At 42.7% G+C, this 24,039-nt stretch carries 26 protein-coding genes; 13 read left to right on the top strand and 13 right to left on the bottom strand.

Translation table 11 applies throughout. The annotated features are described in order from the left end of the window. Positions 1-3: 3 nt before the first annotated feature. Positions 4-3,369 carry an ATP-binding protein gene (locus D2V05_RS19120; RefSeq protein WP_119649230.1) on the bottom strand — a complete coding sequence of 1,122 codons (3,366 nt, stop codon included), beginning with the start codon at positions 3,367-3,369 and terminating at the stop codon, positions 4-6. 170 nt (positions 3,370-3,539) lie between these two features. Then, positions 3,540-3,959 (bottom strand): DUF2141 domain-containing protein, encoded by a 420-nt coding sequence (locus D2V05_RS19115; RefSeq protein ID WP_119649228.1) that lies wholly within the window; start codon positions 3,957-3,959, stop codon positions 3,540-3,542. A 212-nt stretch (positions 3,960-4,171) separates the two neighbouring features. On the opposite strand from D2V05_RS19115, the gene D2V05_RS19110 reads away from it, so the two are divergent. After that, the gene (locus tag D2V05_RS19110; protein ID WP_119649226.1) at positions 4,172-6,334 is read left to right on the top strand and encodes a TonB-dependent receptor; all 2,163 of its coding nucleotides are present in this window, start codon (positions 4,172-4,174) and stop codon (positions 6,332-6,334) included. Here the strand turns inward: D2V05_RS19110 and D2V05_RS19105 are convergent, their stop codons facing one another. Both D2V05_RS19105 and D2V05_RS19100 read right to left on the bottom strand, forming a co-directional pair. Further along, positions 6,335-6,757, bottom strand: a complete 423-nt coding sequence (locus D2V05_RS19105) for a DoxX family protein (RefSeq protein WP_119641169.1) — start codon at positions 6,755-6,757, stop codon at positions 6,335-6,337. A gap of 136 nt (positions 6,758-6,893) precedes the next feature. Next, positions 6,894-7,373, bottom strand: coding sequence for a GNAT family N-acetyltransferase (locus D2V05_RS19100; protein ID WP_119649224.1), 480 nt, complete (start codon positions 7,371-7,373; stop codon positions 6,894-6,896). Between the two features lie 331 nt (positions 7,374-7,704). Between D2V05_RS19100 and D2V05_RS19095 the strand changes: the two genes are divergently transcribed. Further along, on the top strand, positions 7,705-9,429 hold the full coding sequence (locus D2V05_RS19095; protein ID WP_183114868.1) for a PorP/SprF family type IX secretion system membrane protein: 1,725 nt from the start codon (positions 7,705-7,707) through the stop codon (positions 9,427-9,429). Positions 9,430-9,432: 3 nt separating this feature from the next. Here the strand turns inward: D2V05_RS19095 and D2V05_RS19090 are convergent, their stop codons facing one another. Then, the gene (locus tag D2V05_RS19090) at positions 9,433-10,044 is read right to left on the bottom strand and encodes an FMN-binding negative transcriptional regulator (RefSeq protein ID WP_119649221.1); all 612 of its coding nucleotides are present in this window, start codon (positions 10,042-10,044) and stop codon (positions 9,433-9,435) included. Positions 10,045-10,151: 107 nt separating this feature from the next. Beyond that, positions 10,152-11,051 carry a DUF4382 domain-containing protein gene (locus tag D2V05_RS19085; protein WP_119649219.1) on the bottom strand — a complete coding sequence of 300 codons (900 nt, stop codon included), beginning with the start codon at positions 11,049-11,051 and terminating at the stop codon, positions 10,152-10,154. Positions 11,052-11,342: 291 nt separating this feature from the next. Here D2V05_RS19085 and D2V05_RS19080 point away from each other — a divergent pair, with 291 nt between their 5' ends. The 8 genes from D2V05_RS19080 to D2V05_RS19045 all read left to right on the top strand — a co-directional run bounded on the left by D2V05_RS19080 (position 11,343) and on the right by D2V05_RS19045 (position 15,902). Next, a complete protein-coding gene (locus tag D2V05_RS19080; protein ID WP_119641174.1) occupies positions 11,343-11,975 on the top strand; it encodes a tetratricopeptide repeat protein in 633 nt (210 codons plus the stop codon). A 6-nt stretch (positions 11,976-11,981) separates the two neighbouring features. Continuing rightward, complete coding sequence (locus D2V05_RS19075) at positions 11,982-13,310, top strand: 2TM domain-containing protein (protein WP_119649217.1); 1,329 nt, start codon at positions 11,982-11,984, stop codon at positions 13,308-13,310. A 204-nt stretch (positions 13,311-13,514) separates the two neighbouring features. Then, positions 13,515-13,793 (top strand): 2TM domain-containing protein, encoded by a 279-nt coding sequence (locus D2V05_RS19070; RefSeq protein WP_119649215.1) that lies wholly within the window; start codon positions 13,515-13,517, stop codon positions 13,791-13,793. Positions 13,794-13,837: 44 nt separating this feature from the next. Beyond that, a complete protein-coding gene (locus D2V05_RS19065) occupies positions 13,838-14,140 on the top strand; it encodes a 2TM domain-containing protein (protein ID WP_119641177.1) in 303 nt (100 codons plus the stop codon). A gap of 2 nt (positions 14,141-14,142) precedes the next feature. Then, complete coding sequence (locus tag D2V05_RS19060) at positions 14,143-14,448, top strand: 2TM domain-containing protein (RefSeq protein ID WP_119649421.1); 306 nt, start codon at positions 14,143-14,145, stop codon at positions 14,446-14,448. 9 nt (positions 14,449-14,457) lie between these two features. Then, positions 14,458-14,790: a 2TM domain-containing protein gene (locus D2V05_RS19055; protein WP_119649213.1), complete on the top strand. Its 333-nt coding sequence runs from the start codon at positions 14,458-14,460 to the stop codon at positions 14,788-14,790. A 5-nt stretch (positions 14,791-14,795) separates the two neighbouring features. Then, on the top strand, positions 14,796-15,122 hold the full coding sequence (locus D2V05_RS19050) for a 2TM domain-containing protein (RefSeq protein WP_183114867.1): 327 nt from the start codon (positions 14,796-14,798) through the stop codon (positions 15,120-15,122). A 24-nt stretch (positions 15,123-15,146) separates the two neighbouring features. Continuing rightward, positions 15,147-15,902 (top strand): LytR/AlgR family response regulator transcription factor, encoded by a 756-nt coding sequence (locus tag D2V05_RS19045; protein ID WP_119641180.1) that lies wholly within the window; start codon positions 15,147-15,149, stop codon positions 15,900-15,902. Between the two features lie 91 nt (positions 15,903-15,993). Here the strand turns inward: D2V05_RS19045 and D2V05_RS19040 are convergent, their stop codons facing one another. Together D2V05_RS19040 and D2V05_RS19035 are read right to left on the bottom strand one after the other, a co-directional pair. Beyond that, a complete protein-coding gene (locus D2V05_RS19040) occupies positions 15,994-17,184 on the bottom strand; it encodes an LETM1-related biofilm-associated protein (RefSeq protein ID WP_119649209.1) in 1,191 nt (396 codons plus the stop codon). 108 nt (positions 17,185-17,292) lie between these two features. After that, on the bottom strand, positions 17,293-17,832 hold the full coding sequence (locus D2V05_RS19035) for a mechanosensitive ion channel family protein (protein ID WP_119649208.1): 540 nt from the start codon (positions 17,830-17,832) through the stop codon (positions 17,293-17,295). Positions 17,833-17,898: 66 nt separating this feature from the next. Here D2V05_RS19035 and D2V05_RS19030 point away from each other — a divergent pair, with 66 nt between their 5' ends. Together D2V05_RS19030 and D2V05_RS19025 are read left to right on the top strand one after the other, a co-directional pair. Next, entirely contained in the window at positions 17,899-18,882 is a 984-nt protein-coding gene (locus D2V05_RS19030) for a CorA family divalent cation transporter (RefSeq protein WP_235855502.1), read from the top strand. A 157-nt stretch (positions 18,883-19,039) separates the two neighbouring features. Further along, positions 19,040-19,687, top strand: coding sequence for an OmpW/AlkL family protein (locus D2V05_RS19025; protein ID WP_119649206.1), 648 nt, complete (start codon positions 19,040-19,042; stop codon positions 19,685-19,687). An 84-nt stretch (positions 19,688-19,771) separates the two neighbouring features. Here D2V05_RS19025 and D2V05_RS19020 read toward each other — a convergent pair whose 3' ends face one another. The 3 genes from D2V05_RS19020 to D2V05_RS19010 all read right to left on the bottom strand — a co-directional run bounded on the left by D2V05_RS19020 (position 19,772) and on the right by D2V05_RS19010 (position 21,012). Then, on the bottom strand, positions 19,772-20,077 hold the full coding sequence (locus D2V05_RS19020; RefSeq protein ID WP_119649204.1) for a GNAT family N-acetyltransferase: 306 nt from the start codon (positions 20,075-20,077) through the stop codon (positions 19,772-19,774). Further along, positions 20,074-20,292: a (4Fe-4S)-binding protein gene (locus D2V05_RS19015; RefSeq protein ID WP_119649203.1), complete on the bottom strand. Its 219-nt coding sequence runs from the start codon at positions 20,290-20,292 to the stop codon at positions 20,074-20,076. Before D2V05_RS19015 ends, D2V05_RS19020 begins: the two co-directional genes overlap by 4 nt. A 96-nt stretch (positions 20,293-20,388) precedes the next feature. Continuing rightward, on the bottom strand, positions 20,389-21,012 hold the full coding sequence (locus D2V05_RS19010; protein ID WP_119649202.1) for a hypothetical protein: 624 nt from the start codon (positions 21,010-21,012) through the stop codon (positions 20,389-20,391). Between the two features lie 150 nt (positions 21,013-21,162). Here D2V05_RS19010 and D2V05_RS19585 point away from each other — a divergent pair, with 150 nt between their 5' ends. Next, positions 21,163-21,369, top strand: a complete 207-nt coding sequence (locus tag D2V05_RS19585; protein ID WP_147378316.1) for a hypothetical protein — start codon at positions 21,163-21,165, stop codon at positions 21,367-21,369. A 2-nt stretch (positions 21,370-21,371) separates the two neighbouring features. Here the strand turns inward: D2V05_RS19585 and D2V05_RS19005 are convergent, their stop codons facing one another. Then, positions 21,372-22,058 (bottom strand): DUF2490 domain-containing protein, encoded by a 687-nt coding sequence (locus D2V05_RS19005; RefSeq protein ID WP_119649200.1) that lies wholly within the window; start codon positions 22,056-22,058, stop codon positions 21,372-21,374. Further along, on the bottom strand, positions 22,055-23,980 hold the full coding sequence (locus D2V05_RS19000) for a S9 family peptidase (protein WP_119649198.1): 1,926 nt from the start codon (positions 23,978-23,980) through the stop codon (positions 22,055-22,057). The genes D2V05_RS19005 and D2V05_RS19000 overlap by 4 nt, the downstream gene beginning before the upstream one ends. Between the last annotated feature and the right edge of the window lie 59 nt (positions 23,981-24,039).

Here is a 24,039-nt window from a genome sequence, read left to right as displayed (position 1 = left end):
CGTCTATTTTTCGTGCATGACCGTGCCGGATGTCCAATCCTCAGGAGTACCTATCACAGCATATCTTTTGGCTTTTTCGTTGAAATATTGGGCCACGGTGTCACCTGGGTTTTTGTACAGAACCCATTCAAAGGCGGTGGAAGCTTCGTTGAACTTACTGTTGAAAAAGTGTTCAATGCCTTCATCGTAGTGTTTTTTGGTTTCCAGTTTTAAGGAAATGCTGTCGATATTGTCCCCATCGATACACTCGTAAATTTCGATGGATTTTTGCTTGCCCTTCACCCGTACCTTGCCCAAATACCTGAAATTGAAATCGTCAGGATTGGCCATAAGGTTCATGGAGTCGCCACTGATGATAATGTGTGCCCCGAAATGTTTGGTCATGCCTTCTACCCGGGCTGCACTGTTCACAGTATCGGAAATCACGGCGGGATCGTTCCGTTTGGAATCCCCAATGATGCCCATTACCAAAGGACCGGTATGCAAACCAATGCCCACGGATAAAGGTTTGTATCCTTTTTCCTCTACACGCCTTTTGTTGTAGAGGGATAGGGTGCGTTGCATTTCTATGGCCGCATCCAGCGCATTTTCAGGGGTTTTCGGAAAGAGAGCCATAATTCCGTCACCCATGTATTGGTTTACAAATCCTTTGTTTTCCTTGATGATAGGACCCATTCGCCCTACATAAGCATTCACAAACTTGAAATTCTGCTCCGGGGTCATGCCCTCGGAAAGGGTGGTATAATCCCGAATGTCGGAAAACAACACGGTCACATCCTTTTCCGTGTAATCTCCCAATCGGACCTCGGTGATGGATTCCTTGCCGATGGACTGTACAAATTCGGAAGGAACGAACTTGGAAGTGGCCCGGTGGATGGTGTTCAGGTTGATGTGTATTTTGATGCGGCTCAACAGTTCTCCTTTGGAGAAAGGTTTGGTCAAGTAATCATTGGCCCCGGAATTGAAACCACTGACCAGGTCGGTGACCGTATTTTTGGCGGTCAGCAAAATGATGGGGAGTTCACTTGCGGAATATCGTTCCCGAACGGTTTCGCAAACCTCGTAGCCCGATATGCCCGGCATCATAATATCCAAAAGTACAAGGCTGATGTGTTCCTCTCGTTCCAATAGGTTCAACGCTTCCTTGCCCGAATTCGCTTCAAGAACATCATAACCGGCCACGGTCAAGTGGTTTTCCAAGACGCGCCGATTGACAGGTTCATCGTCAACAATTAAAATTTTAATGCCACCCGAACGCAGTATTGGAGCACCATCTGTTTGTAACTCTTCATTATAAACCTTCACGGGTTGGATAAGATCAGGTTGAGGTTCCACTGATTTTACTTTGGATCGTTTTGCGGTACTCAAGGGTAGGGTAAAGGTGAAAATAGCCCCTTTTCCCTTTTCGGATTCTGCATGAATGGTCCCCCCATGAAGCTCCACCAGTTGCTTGGTCACAGAAAGCCCCAAGCCAGTACCACCATATTGTCGTTGGGTGGATCCATCCGCCTGTTCGAACGAATTGAAGATGGTCTCCAATTTCTCCTGTGGAATACCAATGCCCGTATCCGAAATGGAAATGGAAAGCATGCCGTCCTTCTTTTCTGCAAAAAGGGAGATGTACCCTTTTTCGGTAAACTTGATAGCGTTCCCGATAAGGTTGTACATAATCTGTTGCAGTCGGTTCTCATCGGCCTCCACCAAAGGAGCATCCTTGGGAATAGAATTGATAAGTTTCAATTTTTTATCCTTGACCATGGGCTGGGAAAGACGAACCACAATGGTTGAAACGGCATATACATCCACTGGGGAAAGGGACAGCGCCAAATCTTGGTTTTTCAGTTTTGAAAAATCGAGGATATCGTTCACCAAATGGGACAGGCGTTTACCGCTGTTGACGATCATGTCAAGATTTTCCACGGCAGCTTGTGGCAAGGGTCCGGCCACACCATCTTTTAAGGATTCGGAGAGTCCGATGATGCCGACCAAAGGAGTCCGCAGTTCATGGGAAGTATTGGCCAAAAACTCGTCTTTTAGTGCATCAATTTTTTGAAGTTCAGCAACACGCTGTCTTTCTATTTCTGTGCGATTACGCTCTTCCAAAATGGCCCTTTTCTTCTCTTCTTCGGCCTGTTGTGTACGTTGCCGTTGTTTGTACCGATTAAAGGCAAAATAGAGCAACAGAAGAGAACCCAAGGCCAAACCGATGACCACATTACGAAGCGTTTTTTGCTGTTTGAGCCTTAAATTGTTGATTTCCGCATCTTTTTCGAGCGTGGTGATGGCGTCTTGCTTTTTTTCCGTATCGAAGCGGACTTGGAGTTCTTCTATCTGTTTGGATTTTGCTTCGTTGAAAATACTGTCCTTCAGACCAACGGATTTGTTTTTGAACACCAAGGCCTCCTCGAACTTGCCCTTTTTTTCAAAGATCTGCGAAAGTAGATCGTAATATCCATGAAGTTCTGCCCGTGCTTTGATGTCCTCGCCTATTTCGATGGCTTTTTGAATGTTCAGTTCAGCCTGCCCAAATTCCTTCATCTCGTAATAAATGCGCCCAATTTGGTAATAACTCATGGAAAGCTCCAGTCGCTGGCCCAATTTTTCACGGAGTTGCAAGGCCCTTTTATGATAATCGAGCGCTTGGGCATACCTATTTTGAAGCCCGTAGACCTTTCCAATGGCCTCAAGATCAAAGGCCCTGCCCCAATCACTATCGGTGGCTTTGTCCAATTCCAGTGCCTTTTTAAAATAATCAAGGGCGTTGTCGTATTCCTTTTGCTCCAAATAGGTATCCCCAATATTGAAGAGACAGTTCGCCATTTCAGCTTGGTCGTCCAAAGAGGTATATATGTCCAATGCCCTTTGGTAGTTGTCCATGGCCTGGGACATTTTGCCCGTGATTTTTAGTATCTCCCCAATGGCGTTAAGGGTAGTGGCAATACTGAACTCGTCGTTGTGGTCTTCATAGATCTTCAGGATGTCATAATAGATTTTGAGACTTTGATCATAGTCACCCAAATTATCCAGGATGTTTGCCTTTTGGTACAGTCCGTTGGCAATGGCAAACGGGTCTTTTTTGGTCCCTTCAAAGTTGAGGTATCCGTCAATATGGGTGAGGGCATTACCATAATTTCCCGCATGACGGTCCAATACGGCATATTGGTAGTTGGCAACCGATTCCCCCCAAGGAATATTGGCCTTTTTACTGATAGTGAGGAAGCTGTCGATATATTTTTTTGCCAGTTCAGGATTGTTCCTTCCATTGATGTACTCCCAAGAAATGTCCTTTAGGACGCGAATACGCATACTATCGTTCGGGGCATTTTTATAAATCGTCTCAAGGGAATCGATTAAGATGGTCTGGCCCATCAGGGTGCTCGTTGTCAACACCACAAAGAACAATATGAACGCAATGGGCCTGATAGGTTTGGTTTTAGGTTGATATACAGTAAATTAAATGTACTGTTTCTAAGGGTATCGACCAAAAAAAGCCTGCACATGGCAGGCTTGACGTTGTTGATTGATGATGTATTGTATAGCTAAAAGCGAATGGAGAGTTCTAAATCTTCATTCCCTACTTCAAACTTGGAGGTGGTAAAACTCGGTGGACCGTAAGACATATCATTTCCGGACATGCCATAACTTTCCTTGGGCATCCCGTTGGCCTCGTAATCCATTCGATTGTTTTCATTGGCATCGTGAAGGGCCAAAATAGCATAGGTGCCAGGGGCTACGTTGGTAAAAGTGAGTACCACTTTCCCATTCTCAATTTTGCTTTCTTGGTTTTGCACACCGGGTCCTTTCATGAAAGTATCCTCGGTATGAAGGCCGGCCAATACCTTTCCTTCGTTGTTGGAAATGTTATCGATGGTCACGGTAATCTTGGTGCCGGTACTTTCCTGGGCCATGGCAACAAGGCTTACGAATAAAAAACTCAATGCTAGTGTTACAGTTTTCATAGGGTTTGTTTTTGATGTTTTTGTTGCCACAAATCTCGCATGCAACCTCTTCTTTAAAAATTACAATCTACCGAATTGTCAATTTTAGGGTCTGAACTGTAATGGGAAAATTGGCGTTCCAATTCATCACAAAAAATCAACAGTTGGGTATTTCCTATTGGTGCGGCAAATTGGGTCTGGTCAATTTTGTGGCAACAATCAAATGAACAGTCATGAAAAATAGTATTATCGCATTCGTACTTTTTTTACCACTAGGATTCCTATCGGCCCAGACCATTGTATCGGGAACCGTTACCGATAACAAGAAAGTCCCCATTGAGGGTGCCAATGTATATTTGGAGGGCACTTATGATGGAGCCTCTACCGACAAGGATGGTAAATTTACTTTTGAAACAGAGGAAACAGGTACCCAAACCTTGGTGATTTCCATGTTGTCCTACGAACCTCATTACGAGATCGGTGACGTAACTTACTTCAAGGATTTGAAGATCCAATTGGTGGAAGCCATCAATTCGTTGTCCGGGGTCACTTTGACTGCCGGTACTTTTGAAGCTGGGGACAATTCCAAGGTCTCTGTTTTAAAACCACTGGATATTGTAACCACGGCAGGGGCGGCCGGAGATTTTGTGGCAGCCCTTCAAACCTTGCCCGGCACCACCACAGTAAATGAAGATGGACGTTTGTTCGTTAGGGGAGGGTCTGCCAACGAGACCCAGGTGTTCATTGATGGTCTTCGGGTATTTCAACCTTTCAGCGCCACCGCCAACAATACACCCACTCGTGGTAGGTTTTCTCCATTTCTTTTTAAAGGCATCACTTTTAGTACAGGGGGATATTCCGCGGAGTATGGACAGGCGCTTTCCAGTGTATTATTATTGAATACCTCTGATGTTCCAGACCAAGAAAAAACAGACATCTCGATTATGTCGGTTGGCGCTGGTTTGGGCCATACTGAAATCTGGGGAGACCAATCCCTGAGTTTGAACACTGCCTACATCAATCTGGCCCCCTACGAAGCCTTGTTGCCATCCACGAACGGTGTTAAATGGAAAAGTCCGTATGAATCTTTTTCGGGTGAGGCGGTGTTCCGTAGCAAAGGGGAAAAGAGCATGTTCAAGCTTTACACTGGTTTCAACCATTCCAATTTAGACATAGAACAAGAAGATATCAATTATACTGATTATGTTCGTTTTCAACTGACCAATAACAACCTTTACTTTAACTCTTCTTACAAATATTATTTTCAGAATGATTGGAGCTTGACCAGTGGCGCCAGCATCGCTTGGGATACCAACGACATCGGTATTGAAAATGATAAAGTAGATACAAGGGAGACGGCATCGCATATCAAAGTAAAGGCAAGAAAAAACTTCAGTAGTAGGTTTGACCTTAATTTTGGAGCAGAGGTATTTATGTCCAAGTACAATCAGGGTTACACCGATTTTGAAGGAACCGACTTTAATGCCGGATACGACGAAAACCTTTGGGCGGGGTTTATGGAATCCGACATTTTCTTGAGCAATAAACTGGCCTTGAAGTTGGGGATTAGGGCAGAACAGAGTACCCTTTTGGATGAGTTCAACATATCCCCACGTGTAGCATTGGCCTACAAACCGGGTGAGTTTGGTCAGTTTTCGTTGGCCTACGGGGATTTTTACCAACGGCCCAATTCCGATATAGTGAAGTTTGATAGTGATTTGCAATTTGAGAAAGCTTCCCACTATATTTTGAACTACCAATATGTGGGGAATGGGAAAACGTTCCGTGCCGAAGCGTATTACAAAGATTATGGCCAATTTGTGAAGTACAACACGAATATGCCAGAGTTTAACTCGCTTTACACCAATTCTGGCAACGGCTATGCCAGTGGATTGGACCTGTTCTGGAGAGATAACAAGAGTGTGGAGCACTTGGATTATTGGGTTTCCTATTCCTATTTGGATACGGAAAGGAACTATGCGAATTTCAGGGAAAGTGCTACACCCAATTTTGCTTCCAAACACAATCTATCTGTAGTAACGAAGTACTGGGTGGATAAACTGAGGTCACAGGTGGGATTTTCCTATTCCTATGGTTCGGGAAGGCCATACAATAACCCTAATAGCGCTGCATTTATGGCTGAGAAAACACGTTCTTACAACAATCTAAGTTTCAATTGGGCCTATTTGATAGACCAACAGAAAATCCTGTATTTTTCGGTTAGTAATATGTTGGGGTTCAATAATGTAAGTAACTACCAATATGCTGATACCCCAAATATGGATGGTGTCTATAATAGACGTGCCATTACCCCTCCGGCCGACAGTTTCTTTTTTGTGGGATTCTTTTGGACCATCAGTTCGGACAAGAAGAGCAATCAGTTGGACAATCTATAGTTATTGCTGCATTTTAAGGTAATAATCCACGGAATGTTTTCCTGAACCATAAATAATGAAGAACAGGCAGATGATAAGTGCAACGATGGCCAAAACCAAGTTGGAAACATGCATCGTACCCAGAAAATTGGTAAGGATGGCCCCAAATAAAATCGGTAATTGGGCAATAGTGGCCCAACGGGTCAAGAGTCCGATCACTATTAAAAATCCACCCACAAAATGGGCAGGTGCAATGTAGTGCAATATGAGCATTCCTCCTGGTAGGCCTTCAAAAGGTCTGGCCATTTCAGCCATTTCATTATAGTTGGTCATCAGTTCCGTTCCTTTTATGAAAAGGAAAATGCCAAGGGCTATGCGGAACACATCCAAGGAATAATAGGTATGTGCATTGGCCCATTTGTTCAGGTTTTTGACTGTCTCCATGGGTATTTTATTTTAGTTGTGTGATTTTAAGTTACTCATTTTAAACGAAGTGTAAAAATAAAAAACGCAAAATCCCCTAAAATATGTAGGAAAAGTATTATTTATTGTGGTTTAATAAAAAGCGGTATACAATGGTTTATGCTTTGTTGAGCAACAATTCCATTTGTATATCGCTTCGTTCATAGGGTGAAGTAGCACCGATCATTTCCACAAACCCGAGTTTTTGGTAAAGGGATAGGGCTGGGGTAAGGATCCGGTTGCTCTCCAAAAACAATTTCTTTGCTCCCATGGATTTGGCCTTTTCTATAATATGCAGTCCCAATAACTTGCCAATGCCCTTTCCCTGGGCCTTTGGCGACACCCCCATTTTGGCCAACTCAAAATCATACTCCTTACGCTGACTGGGAATGAGCGCACAAACACCAACGACCTCTTTTCCCATGAGGGCAACGGCAATATAGCCGCCTTTATCCAGAATGTATTCCTTGGGATGGTTCAGTGAAATACGGTCCATATCTTCCATTTTGAAATATTTGGTGATCCATTCTTCGTTCAACCTTCGAAAATCCTCCTTGTGGGCATCGGAATAGGGTACAATGGAAATGGTGTCCGGCATAATTTTTTGATTTGTATCTGCAATCCAAAATTAAACCGAAAATTGGAGGTGATGCTCAATTTTCACATCCTGAATGTGTTAAATAATAAAATCACCGTGCGGTTCAACGAAAAAATTGGCCTATGGCCGATAATTTACTTAATATTGTATTACATTTAGTAATAAAACTCTTACAAGTCCCAAATCTTGCTAATGAGACCAAACAACAAATATCAGCCTATCCCAAACAGGCATTTTAACCTACTTAATCCAATCGGCTATGGATATAAAACTACTTCTATTTTTCAAAAAGTTACCCCACGCACGTGTTGAAAGAGCTCTGTTTCCTCTAATGGTATGCTTGCTCTTGGGGTTGAACTCCAAAGCACAGGAAACCAATCCTTACGTGAGTTATGATGTTCCCTTTCAAAATTTGTTGAAATTCAACAGGTTTTTGATCAACCCTACCTTTTCCGCTGTTAGGGAAGACAAATCCTATGTGAACCTTTTCCACCGCAGTCAAAGTGCCGCATTTGATAACAACCGTCAAAATTATTTTTTGAGCTACAGTGGCAGGTTGAACGATATGGTGGGAATTGGATTTAGCCTTTACAATCAGCAGGAAGGCGTTATCTCCAACCTGGGCGTTATGGCCAACTATTCCCATGGCATTAAATTGGGAAAAGAGAGCAGCCTTACTTTTGGGGTCAACATTCCCTACTACGTGAGCAGCTACGATCCAAGTAGGGCCGTGACTTTGGAAGAAGATCCGTTGTTGGATGATGCTACTGAAAGTTCCATCATTTCCTTTCAACCTGGATTGAACCTATCCCTAGGGAAGTTTGATTTCGGTGTGTTCGCCCAGAACTTGGTGGATTACAATATCAAGTCTGGCAAGTCTTTAACGGCTTTGGACGACAAAACCTTCTCGGGACATATCCAATACACCTATGAATTCGAAAATGGCTACGGTATTTTTGAGGATGGCCGTTTGTTGCCACTAGCAAGGGCCCGGTTTGAAGGAAACAACGACCCCGTTTTTGGAGGGGGAATCATTTTGGACCTCCCTAAATTGGGATGGTTGCAGGGTGGATATGACCAGTTTTACGGAGCTTCCGCAGGAGCTGGTTTCAATTTGAACAGAAGGCTTTCCTTTGGATATAATTTTGAGAAAAACCTGAGCAACAGTATTGCCAATTTGGGGGTTACCCATGAAATATCCATTGCCTATACCTTTATTCCCAATCTTTCCAAGAACACCTTCATCGTTGATAATGAAGAGGAAAACAAAGGAAAGAAACCTATTGATGGGGCTCAAGTGGCCGATACCCAGGATAAGGATGGAAAGGATGCCCAAAAAGGAAAATTGGATGTGCAGACCACCCTTAGGCCCAACAATAAAGAAGATTTGGCATTTTGGGAAGCGCAATTGGAGGAGTTGAAAGCCCAACAAGAAGATAACTATGCTGTGATCAATGAACTCGTTTATCGCATGGATTCCTTGGAAAAGAACAGAGAGAGGGATATGGAGAAACGATTCGAAATGGTCATGCGCATCGTGAAAAGACATACGGGCAATACAACCCCCGAAATAGAGGAGAAGGCCCAAAAACTTTACTTGGCGGATAGCAAAGACCTAGATTCCATTTATGGTGCCATTGAAAGGTCCGCAGTGGCCGATAATGCCCGTAAGGCAAAGACATTAAAATCTATCGATGTTGCCAAAAAGAATGAAGGTGGTTTCCATGGAGGCGCTTACAAGCCCATTGAAAAATACATCAACTTGGATGGAGTGGGCCAAGGACATTATATTGTGGCCAATGTATTCAAGAATGAGACCTATCTCAAAAACTTTATGGCCAAGTTAAAGGCCCAGGGTATTGAGGCGCAATATTTCAAGAATCCGGATAATGGATTAAACTATGTCTATCTCGCAAAATATCAGGAAAATGAAGATGCCTATGCAGCCTATCAATCCAAGATGAAGGGCAAATACACGGATGAGATGTGGATCATGCATGTGGAAAATCCAAGGTATTCCAACTGGGCCGACGCCATTTTTCAGGATATCGAGTAATCCTTACTGGTTTTCCCCGCTCATTTTATGGGCGATGGCCTTGCTGCCCGAATCATCCCGTTCCCCTAGTTCGGAGATGATTTTTGGGTGGTCTTCGGGTCGGGTCTGGGAGAGTTTGTAAGTGGCCTGGATATCCGAAATTTGGATTTGAAAACCTACAACCCCTTTTACCTGTCGTAGTGTTTTGGGTGTCATGTTGTCTAGTGAAATAGGATTTTTGGACCCCTTTTCATATTTGTCCACCAATCGGTGCATGGAAGCCATGGTTTCCTCCTCGGACAATAGCTCCAATTTCCCATACACATGCACTGCGATGTAATTCCAGGTGGGCACTTCCTCTTCTTTGTACCAGGATGAAGAAACATAGGTATGTGGACCGTTAAAAATGCATAGGACCTCATTGTTCGGCTCTAAATATTTCGATTGTGGATTGGCCTTGGCAATATGACCGACCAATATATCCCTTCCTTCAGCATCTGTTTCCAACTCCAGGGGTATATGGGTGCCCCAGGGTTTACCGTCCACCACATTGATCAAAACGCCAAAACTATTGTCCTTTAGGAATTTCTTGATTTCGCCAAGGTCTTTGTTCTCGTAATAGGGTGGAATGTACATGGTTTGTGACAATAAACAATTAAAATACAAACCACGAAGATCGATTAAAATTGGACATAAAAAAAGCGGGACCTAAGTCCCGCTGCATGTATATATTTTGGGAAGCATTAATTTCCTTCTTCCATTGCTTCTGCCTCTAACACAAAATCCTGGATGGTTTTGTTGCCGGCCACGATTTCCACTTCAAGGGTGTCACTATTCACATACCCGTTCAAGGAAGAATATACTTTGTAGGTTCCAGCATCCAATCCCATAATGGCATAAGCACCATCAATATCGGAAGCTCCGGAAGTAATGGGCTCTTCGTCCAAATTCATTATGGAAATCTGTGCATTTTCGAGGGCAACGGGTGTTTCACCATCCATGGTGGTCACAAGACCGCTCAAAGTTCCTGCCGTTGATAAATTACATACTTTGATCACAGGCTTGAAATTGAATCCGGTGATGCCATCCACTTTGATGGTGCTTCCTTTGGCCACAAAGGAACGGCTCACATCAAAATCCAACAAGAGATCACTGCTCAATCCACCAGCAACAGTCAATGCAGGTTTAAAGAAGACTTTGATACCTGTTTGGGAACCACTTGGCACGGTAAGGTCAAAAGTACGTCCATCAGTTAGGACTACATTTACGCCTTTTACATATACTCTGATCAGGTCATAGGTGCCAGCTGGAACATCCAAATCGGCCAATTCTTCAGTTACACCATTGGTAAGATCCAAAAGGTTAACAGGTATTTCTTCTTCCATAAGGGTGATGAATGGATAACCATCTTCTTCGCTATCACCTTCCACATCCTCATCTTCGCTGTCAACTAATCTTGCATCGACCTTGAAAACGGTCACGTTGGCTTCGGCCACCATATCAAAAGGAAAAGGGGCATCGGTCAATTGGAGGGTCAACCTACCCATGGTGTCGCCATTTCCACCATTGCCAGAATCATTGGAACATCCAACAAAAACAAGCAATACAAGGCTCAATGCAAAATAAAAGATTTTCGTTCTCATAAATAAGGGGTTTTATTTAATAAAAATGTTACCCTATTTACGGGGAATCACTAGAAAATGGCTTATTTGAGCGGTTTTTTTCGATAAACTGCAGGTTTTGTTAAGATATTCTTTGACTTTTTTTAAGAACTACACTCTATTATCAATAATACCCCCGAATTCCTAAATGCATCGTTTTGTCTTCAATATGACAATCCATCCCTTTTAATCGACAATTCGGTTATTCTTTGTTTCGATTGTGCTGAGGCATATCCAATTTTGAACCATCAAATAATCATTAAAACAACAGTCATGAAAAAACTGATAACACTTTTATTACTTATTGGCGCCTCAGTTGCCCAAGTACAAGCACAGGCCAAGGATCAATACACCAAAGGGATGGAAAAGGCCTTTGAACTTTGGAAAGACCAGAAAATTGTGGAAGCTTCCAACCTTTTTGAACGGATAGCCACCGCCGAACCCGATAATTGGATTCCGTACTATTATGCCTCCCAAGTGAACACGGTCGCTTCCTTTGGGGAAAAGGATGAAGCGAAACTGAGCAAGCAATTGGAAAAGGCCAGGGAATTCGTGGATGTGGCCAAGGCTATTTCACCGGATAATCCTGAAATTTTGGTACAGGAAGCCTTGATCAATACGGCATGGATCGCTTTTGATGGGGCCACCTATGGTATGACCATGTCCCAAAAGAATGTACAATTGTACCAAAAGGCCTTGGAGCTGGACCCGAACAACCCGCGTGTGGTTTTTTCCAAAGCGGAATGGGACATGGGTGCGGCACGATATTTTGGTAAGGATACCGCTCCATATTGCAAGGATGTGGAAAGGGCCTTAGAACTTTTTGCTACCTTTAAATCCGATACGCCATTTTATCCTTCTTGGGGCAAGGAAAGGGCAGAGCAGGTGTTGGCAGCATGTAAATAAGACGTAATGAAGCTTTTTTTAAAGGAACTTATGAAGTCGTTTTTAGTGGGGATTGCCATTTTTTTGGTGGTCCTCATTATTCTTTTCCTTAACGGCTGGGATTTTACCATGAAAGAATTGTGGACGGAGTTTTGGGAGAGCATGATCTTCTCCATGATCATCTATCTCTGTAATTCAGCCTCTTTCATTTTGCTGATGCGGAAGTATGACAAGGAACTGTTCACCCGCAAGTATATTGCCTATGGTATTCTGGGAAATATTATAGCTTCTATTATTGGTATTTTCCTTTCGCGTGTGGTGTTGAAGGTCATCATGTACAACATGTCTTTTGAAGCCTTTTTCACGTCCGAAAGACCACAGTATTATGTGAATACCTTCTTTATATCCATGGTGGTTGCGCTCTTGTTCTATGCAGCCTACTTCTATAAATACTACAAAGAAAAGCAGGTAAAGGAGCAGAAGATCATCGCAGGTTCGGCCTCGGCACGATTCGATGCCCTGAAAAACCAGTTAGATCCCCATTTTCTGTTCAACAGCCTGAATGTATTGACCAGTTTGATCGAGGAAGACCCGGACCAGGCCCAAAAATTCACCACATCGTTATCCAAGGTATATCGATACGTGTTGGAACAGAAGAACAAGGATTTGGTTACTGTGGACGAAGAGCTCAATTTTGCCCGCACGTATGTCCGACTATTAAAAATGCGTTTTGAGGACAGTATCATTTTTGATATCCCGGAGAAATGTACCCAGCCAGATGCCAAGATAGTTCCACTTTCCTTACAGCTTCTGCTCGAAAATGCGGTGAAGCATAATGTGGTCACCAGCTCAAAGCCCCTTCACATTAAAGTGTTCGAACAAGGGGGTATGTTGGTGGTAAGCAATAATCTGCAGGAAAAACAGGTGGTCAAGAAAAGTAGTGGGGTAGGGTTGCAGAACATCAGACAGCGATACCAGATATTAACGGACCGTGGGGTGATCATCAACAAAACCAATTCGGATTTCAGTGTTTCGCTGCCCATGCTCACCCAAAGATATTCGGTGGTAGAGACCCAGCAGAGCTATATTGAGGAAAAGAGATATGCCAAGGCCAAAGAGCGCGTAAAGGCCATCAGGGACTTTTATGGAAACTTGATTTCCTATTGCATCGTGATTCCCTTCTTGTGGTGGATCAATTTACGGACCACGGATTTTCTTTGGGCCTTTTTTCCTACCATCGGTTGGGGATTTGGAGTGTTGGCGCACGGTATGGAGGCCTTTGGGTATAATCCGCTGTGGGGCAAACGTTGGCAAGAACGAAAGATTCGGGAGCTTATGGAAAAGGATGATTTTTGATTTCAGTTAACAATTAACAATTGTAAGTAATCAATCTTTCACCCTTCACCCTTCACCTTTTACCCAAAAAACCTAAACCCTTGCCCATTATCCTTCCTCCCATACAACTCATCCCTTAAAATCAACAGTTCGAGAATCTACTTTTCCATAGGTGCTGCTTTCTATCGAATTTTGGACTAGAGTTAATTTCAAAATCAATCAGTTATGGAAAATACACAACAAGACAGTTATAAAAGGGCCAAAAAAAGGGTGTGCCATCTTAAGGCCTTTTACAATAGTTTGGTGGCCTATTGCATCGTGATTCCCGTGTTGGTCTACATCAACTACCACACCACCAGTTTTCCGTGGGCCATTTTTCCAACAGTGGGATGGGGGATGGGGCTTGTAAGCTTGTGGATGACCGCCAACGGCTGTAACCCGATCTTTGGAAAAGATTGGGAAGAGCGAAAAATAAGGGAATTCATGAACAAGGAAGAATTTTAACAATCAGTATATTTAACAGTTACATCCAATCAACAAACAACATCATGGAAAATTCAAATAAAGAAAGTAAATACATTCGCGCCAAGGAGAGGGTGGATGAGCTTAAGAAGTTTTATGGAAACCTGACTTCCTATGTCCTTGTCATTTCCGCTTTGGCTTTGATCAACTACTACAGTAACGGCTTCGGCTACATGTGGTTCCTGTGGGCAGCCTTTGGATGGGGAATAGGACTTATTTTCCACGCCATCCGCGTCTTCGACCTTAACCCATTCTTTGGAAAACAATGGGAAAGGCGTAAGATCGAAGAATTTATGAAGGAAGAAGAAACAAACGATAAATGGAAATGATCATGGAAAATTTTGACAACGACAAATACAAAAGGGCCAAGAAACGGGTCGATGAGCTAAAAGGTTTTTACATACACATGAGCATTTATGTGGTGATCAACACCTTTATCTTGGTGAATATCTTCTTACGGACCGACAATTTCTGGCAATGGCCCCATTTTGTAACTTTATTTGCATGGGGATTGGGATTGGCCTTCCATGGCATAAAAGTATTTGGGATCAACCCGCTCTTGGGAAAGGATTGGGAAGAACGACAGATCCAAAAGTACATCGATAAAGACAAGAACGACACCGATAAATATCTATAAGCTGGAACTGTGGAAAATTTAGATGATAAATACGGAAGGGCTGCCAAGCGGGTTAAGGAGTTGAAAGGCTTCTACAGACACATAAAAATCTTTGTTTTGTTCAATGGGGTATTGTATCTGCTGAAAAGTGGCCTACTTAACCCTTTCATGCCGGAGGGATTCCCTACGGAGCATTACTATTTTGATTGGGTAAACAGCAATGTATTTATCTGGGGGGTGATATTGGCCGTCCATGCAATATATACTTTTCGAAATAGAATTCCCTTCCTTCAAAAATGGGAAGAACGCCAGATTCAAAAATACATAGAGCGAGAAGATGAGGAGATGGGTAAGTTTAAATGATCGGGATGAGGTCTATCAATACATATGAAACTGCAAAGAAGCAGGTAGGGGCCATAAAAGGGTTTTATGCCCACTTGACCTTGTTCATTCTTGTCAGTGTCCTAATCTTGGCTTCCAAGGGAACCCTATTGGAGGTGGTGGCCGAAAAAAACCATGAGGTTGACCCCAATTTCGTGGCATGGTTGGATTGGAACTTTATTGCGGTTATCCTCATTTGGGGGACGGTGATATTGATTCAGGGACTTGTGGTATTTGGTCGACCGTTGATCAAAAAATGGGAAAAAAGAAAAATTGAGGCATATCTGAGAAAGGATAGAGATGGAATCCTTTGACAGGAAAAACATAAACTATAGTATATGAACGTAATCATCATCGAGGATGAAAAACCGGCTGCGAGACGGTTGTCTAGATTATTGGCCGAACAGGATATCGAGGTTTCTACCATGCTCCATTCGGTGGACGAATCCATTGAGTGGTTCCAGAACAATCCGCACCCCGACCTTATATTTTTGGACATCCAATTATCGGACGGACTTTCGTTCGAAATCTTTGATTTGGTCGAAGTGAAAAGTGCCATTATTTTCACCACTGCTTATGATGAATATGCCCTCCAAGCTTTCAAGTTGAACAGCATCGATTACCTCCTTAAACCCATCGATGATGAGGAGCTTGAAAGTGCCGTAAAAAAGTACCGAAATTTTAAACCGGAAAGCCAAAAAATATCGGTCGATTTCAACGACATAAAAAAGCTTTTGGTGAACCCTTTGGAACGGGAATACAAAAAACGTTTTACGGTGAGGGTAGGGCAACATCTCAAGATCATCAATGCAGATGATGTGGAATGTTTTTATAGTGAGAACAAGGGTACTTACGCAGCCACTTCGGATGGCAGGAATTATTTGTTGGACACTACGCTCGAGCAATTGGAGGAGGAGCTTTCCCCGGAAATGTTTTTTAGGGTAAGTCGAAAATTTTACGTGAACGTCAACCATATAGGAGACATCATTTCGTACACAAATTCAAGGCTTCAAATTAAGCTAAATCGCTTTAATGAGCAGGAAATCATCGTAAGCAGGGAGCGCGTTAAGGACTTTAAGTTATGGTTGGAATAAAATATTTCAATAAACTGAAAATCAGATTAAATAAATATTAAAAAAAGTCACTATAAATTTTTCCTATAGTGGCTTTTTTAGGTAAAAAACACTAGTTTTCCTCTATTCTGTTATCATCAAAAGCTGATGGGAGCAACTTAGGTATCAGCTTGATGAAAATGGGCAAAAGAACAGCTCCTCCGGGGAGCATAAAAATAGCCAGGGAAGGAATGCTTTTAAAAATATCGAGCAGTTGGTTCTGTACTTTTTTCTTCTCTTCGGTACTTAGATCTTTTACGGTGGACTTCGATAAAAGAGCGACCAATTCCCTACTTTCGGCAAGCTCTTTTTTGAGTCGCTTGCTGTTTCTCAGAATTAATTTACTCACGTTTTTGGACATGCCTTCGTAGAATTGAACGGCCAAATTTTTGTCGTTCAGATAGGCAATTTTTTCCCGATTTTTTTTAAAGAAATCCATGACAAAATCGAGCTCGATCCGCACCTCATTTTCGGTCTTTCCAAGGTCCTTCCCGAGACCAAAAATATAGTCCGATTCAGTAAAGTCTAGAGACTTGTCTTCCCATATGGTGAGGCAGGCCATATCCAAAAAATAATCCTTTTCAAATGCATTGAAATTTTGGTCCAAAAGATCCAAATAGGAGCCGTCAAATTTTGCCTTATCCAGGTCCACAAAACTTAATGATGATCCCAATAATTGGATAAGCTTTGCATCGTTTTCATGCTCCTCTTTGGAGTTGAGGGCATGGTAGGCAATGTTGATCGTTACGTACTCCAAAAGTTGGGCATGTTGCTTCATATCAAATTTCCCTTGGAGGTAGGTCATAAAAATCAACACATCCACATAAAGCAATGAATTGGTCAAACTGTTTCCAAAGGCACGGTTGAACGTATTGCCACTGAGATAGATTCTGGAATCAATTAATTTTTCCAGTTGGGACTCGGTTTTGGAACCGGTCAAGATCTTATTGAGAAACGAAATCCTACCAACATCCAAAGATTGATAGTAGGCAAAAACCGTATCCACAAAATTGGTGAAATTGGTTTTTCCCTTTTCAAAAGTATAGGTAAAGTAGAGTGCGGTTAGGAGGTTGATCTTTGCGATTTCATCTTCACTAAGGGTATGTTCCACCTCAATAAAGGAGGGAATACTCAAATGCACCCCATAAATGAACCCATGTTCTTTAAGGTCCTTATATAAGCTATCAAAGTCCGGATAAGGTAAGGACTCGTTGTCGACTAGGTGACCAAACTTGTTGATCCAACCAGAGGCAGAAGGGTTCATTGATCCATGTTTGCGGGTCAAAGTAAAACAAAATCTGGGACAATTGCGTGCTGCCTAACAGCCAAGTTGGTTAAACCTCGGTTAAGTTTTAATGAACGGGGCAAGGGGCTAATCTTTTGTGGGTTCCGTCTCCGAAGGTGAAATTTCCGGCTTCAAAATCTCTATGCCTTTTTGGATGACCAAGTTGGTAGGGATGGTAATACGGCGTCCATCATCCGTCCGCATAAAAAGATAAAAACCGCTGATATCCTCCACCTTTCCGGTCCAATCAAAATCTTTGTCCATGACCCTAATGCGGTCGCCAAGGCGAAGCGGATGGCTAAAAAATAGAATAACACTGGCCGTTAGGTTGGACAGAATGGACCATTGGGCCACAAAGCCAATTCCTACTATAGCCAATACGGATGATAGAAACAATGAAAAATCCTTCAAATTCACGCCCCAAATCAAGGAAATGCCCACAAAGGCCAAAATATAGAACAATAGATTGCTGAGGTAAAAAATGATTTTACGACTGTTCATATCAATGGCACTGGTCTTACCGAACTTTCTGATGGCCCTTTTGCTCAAAGAGTTGAGGGTCAAGACTAAGGCCAAAAGGATTATCGTTAGTAAAATCTCCGTTTTAAAGGACATTGGGTCTATCATGGGGAGTTCTTGTAAATTTGGATTAACTTATGGTCTAAACTACAAATAACCCGTTTCACTTATACTATGATGGAAACAGAATTTGAAAAAAATACTTGGGTCATCAACTATTCCAATGAAGGCTATTACAATCGCAAGTTTACTCTTGCCGAAGACACCAAACTCTCCAAAGGGGATGGTTCCATCACCTGGGTGAACACCTACGGACTGGAGTATATGGACGAGTTCCGTACGATGGTGGATGGTAATACTCTTGATGATTTCTTACTTCGTTTATTGCTTAACCAAAAGATGGGCAATAAGGTCATTGAACTAGAGGAACAACTTTTTGTAGCTGCCAGGATTGTGAAAACGGAGCACCATAACTTGGAGTCAGAGCAAATGTTCTTTGTGATTGCCAAGGATTTTATTTGGTGCATCCAGGAAAAGTGGGGAGACCATTTTGATTGGATTCGTAATAGAATTTTCGAGAACAAGGGTATCATACGGAAGAAGAAGGCAGACTATTTGCTGTTCTTTATTTTGGAAACCTTGGTATCCAATTATAAGGAAAAATATGAGGAACTGGTTTTGATGAACAACACTTTGGATGCCATCATCAAACAAGAGCCTACACCGGAGTTCATGTTCGAGGTTGAACAAAAGAAATCCATGATCAATGAGTTTAAAAGGGCTTCCCATGGGCTTAGGGACATTGTTGTAAAACTGGAAAGAGTCAAGGTGAAAGGTTTTCACAACAAATATTTTAGTGAACTTAGGGAACAGATAGGTGGATTGATCAATGACATCGATTCGGATATTCTGGAACTGGAAAGCCAGATCAACCTCTTTTTCAGTGTTCAGGGGCACCGCTTGAACGAAGTGATGAAGACCTTGACCATTTTTTCCGTCATCTTTATTCCATTGACCTTTTTGGCGGGCATCTATGGGATGAATTTTGAAAACATCCCCGAATTGAAATGGCCCTATGGCTATTTTATCCTTCTGGGATTGATGTTGGTCGTCACTATTATTTCCTTCATCATCTTTAAAAGAAAAAAGTGGTTTTGATGTGAAATTGTCGGTGTTCGGCCCAAATTATATCCGTTTATAATCCATTCAAGCCAGGTTTGTATGAAGTGCGCTTCATGGCGAACTAACCAATGATAAACATCATATTCTTGGAATATTCCGCTCGGTAGTTTTGTCTCATCTTAAATATTCTATAATGAGAAAGACAATACTTTTAGTAGTGGCAACACTATTGGGGTTTTCAAATTTGATGATATCCCAGGACACACCGACCAACGATTTTAGTAAATGGCAATTTAGGTTGAGGGGCATTGTGGTCGCTCCAGATGAAAGTGCCGACATTGAAGCTATTGGCGGAGACGTGTCCATATCTACTGCTGCTGTTCCTGAATTTGATATCACCTACTTTTTTGATGAGAACTGGTCAGCCGAGTTGATTCTTGCCACCACCAAACACGATGTAGAGGCCGTAGGTACGGATGCAGGCGACATTGATTTGGGCAGTGTGTGGCTGTTGCCACCAACCTTGACAGGCCAATACCACTTTACCGGGGGCAATTTTGTCCCTTACTTGGGAGCAGGGGTAAACCTTACGTTGTTTTATGGAGTTGATGAAGGCCCCGTTGCCGATGATGTGGAGTACGATACCGCTGTGGGCTTTGCCCTTCAAGGTGGTTTCGATTTTATGTTGAACGATAAATGGTTCTTGAATTTTGATGTGAAAAAGCTGTTCCTGAACACTACCGCTACCGTTGATGCTACCACGGCACTTGGTGCTACAGTTGATGCGGATGTTGACATTGACCCATGGATATTCGGATTTGGTGTGGGTCTAAAACTCTAAGTTGTTTTTTAGGTCAATTGATTGTAAAAGCGGTTGGATTATAATATCCAACCGCTTTTGGTTATCAAAAAATGCACTGGTGTTTTACCTGATGTTGATTCCCTTTAGAACCAATTCTTTCCATTCAGGATGGCGTTTTATGTACATCGCCACAAAAGGGCATAGGGGTACAAGGGTCCATCCTTCTTCCTTGATGTGCTCCAATGTCTGTCGAATGAGTTCCGAACCAATGCCTTTGCCTTCGTAAGCTTCGGGGACCTCGGTATGGGTAAGATAGATTTTCTTCTTGGCCTTGATGTACTCAATTTTTGCAATGCCTTTTTCCAGTTCAAATTGAAACTGTTTGGCTTCGGCATTGTCAACCAAAACATGTTTGCTATCGTTGCTCATGATTTTAACTCGTAATAGGTCAGTGCCCCGGAAGGACATTTTGAAACTTGTTCCTTCAATTCTGGGGTAGATGCATTTTCCACCGTTATCCATGGCCTTGCCTTTGGATTATAAACTTTGGGCAACATTTTCACACAGATGCCGGCATGTTGGCAAAGTTCCGGTTTCCACACCACGGAAATCTCGCCGTTCGGATATTCCTTGATTTTTTCCATATGCTACAGGTTGATAGAGGTAAGATATAAAAAAGGCTGCATCAATGCAGCCTTTTGTTGTTTTATGTTTTTCCTAATGTCGGAGACGGTTTAGGGTCACATTTTCTTCAATAGCACGGATGCTTTAATAGCAACATCTTCCCAAGTCTTGCTCACGCCATCAGGCCCAGTGTGCAAAACCTCGCAGGCTTTGTTCAAAGAAGCAAGCGCATCCAAGGCGTTCCAGTTTTTAAGGTCCATGGTCCCCGAGAAATTTACATGGCCATCATCAGAAATCACATAGGTCATGGGCAGGTCTACGGTCATTCCGTTCATGGTCAATTTAACGGAGCATTTTTTGTCTGTATCAAAGGCGAAGGTCCCTTTAATGGATTGTGTTTCCATCATCTTATCAAAGAAAAAGTGAATGATCTTGGGATCGCGGGTATTGGTGGTATCGTTGGTAAAAAGACTGCTCACGGGAATACTGAATTCCATACCGTCCAAAGTTTCCATAGGGGTTTCTCCGGCGGTATAGGTCAAATCAACTTTGGTAAATGTACCGCCCACGGGTTTCTTGTCTGTGGTCTTATAGGCGGTGAAACGAACATCCGTCGAATCTTGCACAACACTATAAGTTGCTATTGCTTCCTCCGTTTTGTTCTCTTCCTTTTTAGCTTGTTTGCAGCTAAAGGCCGTTACCAATAGTAGCGCCAATGCTGCTACTTGTATTTTTTTCATCTTATGTTTTTTTAGGTTTAGTACTAAGGTACTTATTATTTGGGCAGTTATCAACCTATGAAGAGGCTATAACACAAATTTAGGAGTACGAAGTCACCATTTGACACGTTATAGGTAATAGCACGAACCATTAAAGCAAAACAAACCATTTTGAATTACTTTCTGGACCATATTGCCTTTTATGCTTATTACAGGAAGAAAAAGTCTATCTGTAGCCGATACAGGAATCTTCGTAAAAATAAGGTCTTGGGATATTTGGAGAAGGGGCATTATAAGCGTTCACTGCAACATCTCCGCAATGCTGCCATAGAACTGGAACTTGAATATTTTGACATTCTTTACCTTCGCCTCCGCTAATTTTACTTTTTGTTGAATAACCCTCTCAAATCGGGATTATAGAAAACCGCGACCTGGAAACGGTCGTAGACAGCATCGGAAAATTGATTGCGCATATATCCGACCTGGAGGCTGCTGTTCTCCGTAATGTTGACCCCTACCGCGGCATATAACCTGTTTTGGCCAAAAAGATCATCCTGTAGGTTGATGAAGAGTTCATCATAAAAGTTGAGATAGAAGGTGTCGGTCAGAGGTAATGTCATCTGAAGGCGATAACGGGCCCTGTGTTGGGTGTCCGTGGCATCTCCAAAATCCAAAAAACGCTGCTCCAGTCGATAGCGGTGTTCAAAAAGGAATTCCCACACCTTATTTTTTAGAATAAACTGTTCAAAGACACGGTGCTCCTTACTGTCTATCTCATCTGGAAATTCATAAAATGTATTATCGGTACTGATGTATCCATATCCCAGGGTGGCTATTGCATCCGGATTGATATGATAATTCAATCCAGTCCGTAACAATAATTGATTAAAGTTGCTGGTGGTTTCATAAAACCGGAACTGGGCCTCGGTATGGATACTGAACCGTTCCGAAACCTTATTGGTCCCAAAATACATGTACCATGCCCCAAGTTTGTCCTCGCCCGGTTGCTGGGCCTTTACTACCAAGCAACCGAACAAGAACACAAGTCCCATTATTTTTTTGATCATAAATTTCCGTCTTTAATGGGGGTACCTTCCTCTCCTTCACCTTTGAGGTACACATCCAAAAATTCCAATATTTTACTGTAAGCGGTGATTTGGTTTTCTTTTTTCACGAACCCATGCCCTTCATCCTCAAAAAGAACATACTCCACAGGAACACCATTTTTGCGTACTCCGGCCACAATCTCGTCAGACTCGGCTTGGAGTACCCTGGGATCCTGTGATCCTTGTAGCACAATCAAAGGTTTGGTCACCTTATCGGTATGGAACAAAGGCGAAATCTGCTTCAACCTCACGGAATCGGCACTATAGGGATCTCCTAATTCCTTGTACAGGGCATCTTTAAAGGATTCCCACCATGGTGGAATGCTCTTCAGTGTCCTGATCCAGTTGGTGACCCCAAAAAGGTTCACACCCACATCAAATTCTTCGGGTGCATAGGTGAGGGCCGCCATGGTCATGTACCCACCATAGGAACCGCCAATGATCCCTATTTTTTCACCGTCGATGCCGGATTGTTGGGCCAACCAGTTTTTACCTTCCACACAATCTTTAAGGTCTTTATCGCCATGGTTAAGGTCGTCCATTTGATAGAACGTTTTGCCATATCCGCTACTACCACGGTTGTTCACGGCCAAAACAGCATAACCATGGTTCACCAAATATTGGATAAAAGCACTAAAATTTTGTCGAGATTGCCCTCCCGGGCCTCCATGTACCCATACCAGTGCAGGTACAGGATTCTCTTCGGAAGCCTGATGGGGTTTATAATAGATGGCAGGAATTTCCAACCCGTCAAACGACTTGAAACGGACCACTTCGGCTTTTACAAGATCTTGAGCTTGAATTTCCGGATTGAGCACATTGGTAAGTTGTTTTTGTTCCTTGGTTTCCAAATTGTACACATATAAGTTGGAAGGCGTAAACGATCCCCCTGCATAAAATCGCATCATGGTTTCATCATCGGAAAAACTAACGCTCGTTATCTCCATGTTTTCCACAGTAGGGAGGTCAACATTTTTGCCCGTGGCCACTTCCATGACCTCGATCGTGTTCTTGGCATCTTCGTTTATATAGGTAACCTGGTAAGTTCCATTGTGGGTAAAATAGCTTCCCGCAATGTCCCAGTCCCTTGCCATGGCCTTTGCACGCGATCCATCCTCAAGGTTGTACTTCATCAAATAGGCAAATTCACTGCCATCGTCGGTAGTATAGTAAAAAGCCGTGCCATCGTGTGAAAAGTCCTGACCACTGTTACCACTTTGGTTTTCATTGACCTTGGTCAATTCCTTGGTCTTCATATTGTAAAGGAACAGGTCACTGTCATTGGTATTGATGGATTTGCTGAGACCCACATATTTTTTATCTGGAGAAATCACGTTGACATCATACCCATCATTGTTTTGATAGACCATTTTGGGTTCCATGGTACCAAGGTCCATTTCGTACAGATCCATAAAGCGTTTGTCCCTTTTGTTGGATCCATAAAAGAACGAGGCCCTATCTTGGGACCACTGGTAGAATAGTGATCGTGCCCCTTCTTCTGGGGTAAGATCTTTGTGGGTCCCGTCGGTTTCCATCACAAAAATGTGATAGATCTCGTCCCCATTGTTGTCCATTCTAAAGAGCATACGCTCATCCTTTGGAAAGTAGGAAATGGAAAATACCGAAGAGCTATCGGATTGAGAAATAGGGACCATCTCCCCACCAGTGGAGGGAATGGTATACATGTTGTAGATGCCCGAACGGTTGCTCGAGATCAACAGTTTGGATTTATCAGGGGAAAAACTACCTCCTCCAATGGCCTCGTTGTCCATCATTTGGGCGATGGTATAGGTTTTCATGGTTTCGGCGATGGTAGGCGTCTTCTCTTCTTTTTTACAGCCCCAGATGAGTATTATGGAAGCAATGACAATAATTTTTTTCATGGTTTCTCAGGATTATTGATGATATGTTCAATTCCTTCAGAGAGGAGAAAGGTCGATAT

This window comes from Flagellimonas pelagia (assembly GCF_003584135.1).
Classification (GTDB): domain Bacteria; phylum Bacteroidota; class Bacteroidia; order Flavobacteriales; family Flavobacteriaceae; genus Flagellimonas; species Flagellimonas pelagia.
The sequence above is the reverse complement of the archived record's forward strand: the minus strand, read 5'-3'. Positions and strand labels throughout refer to the sequence as shown.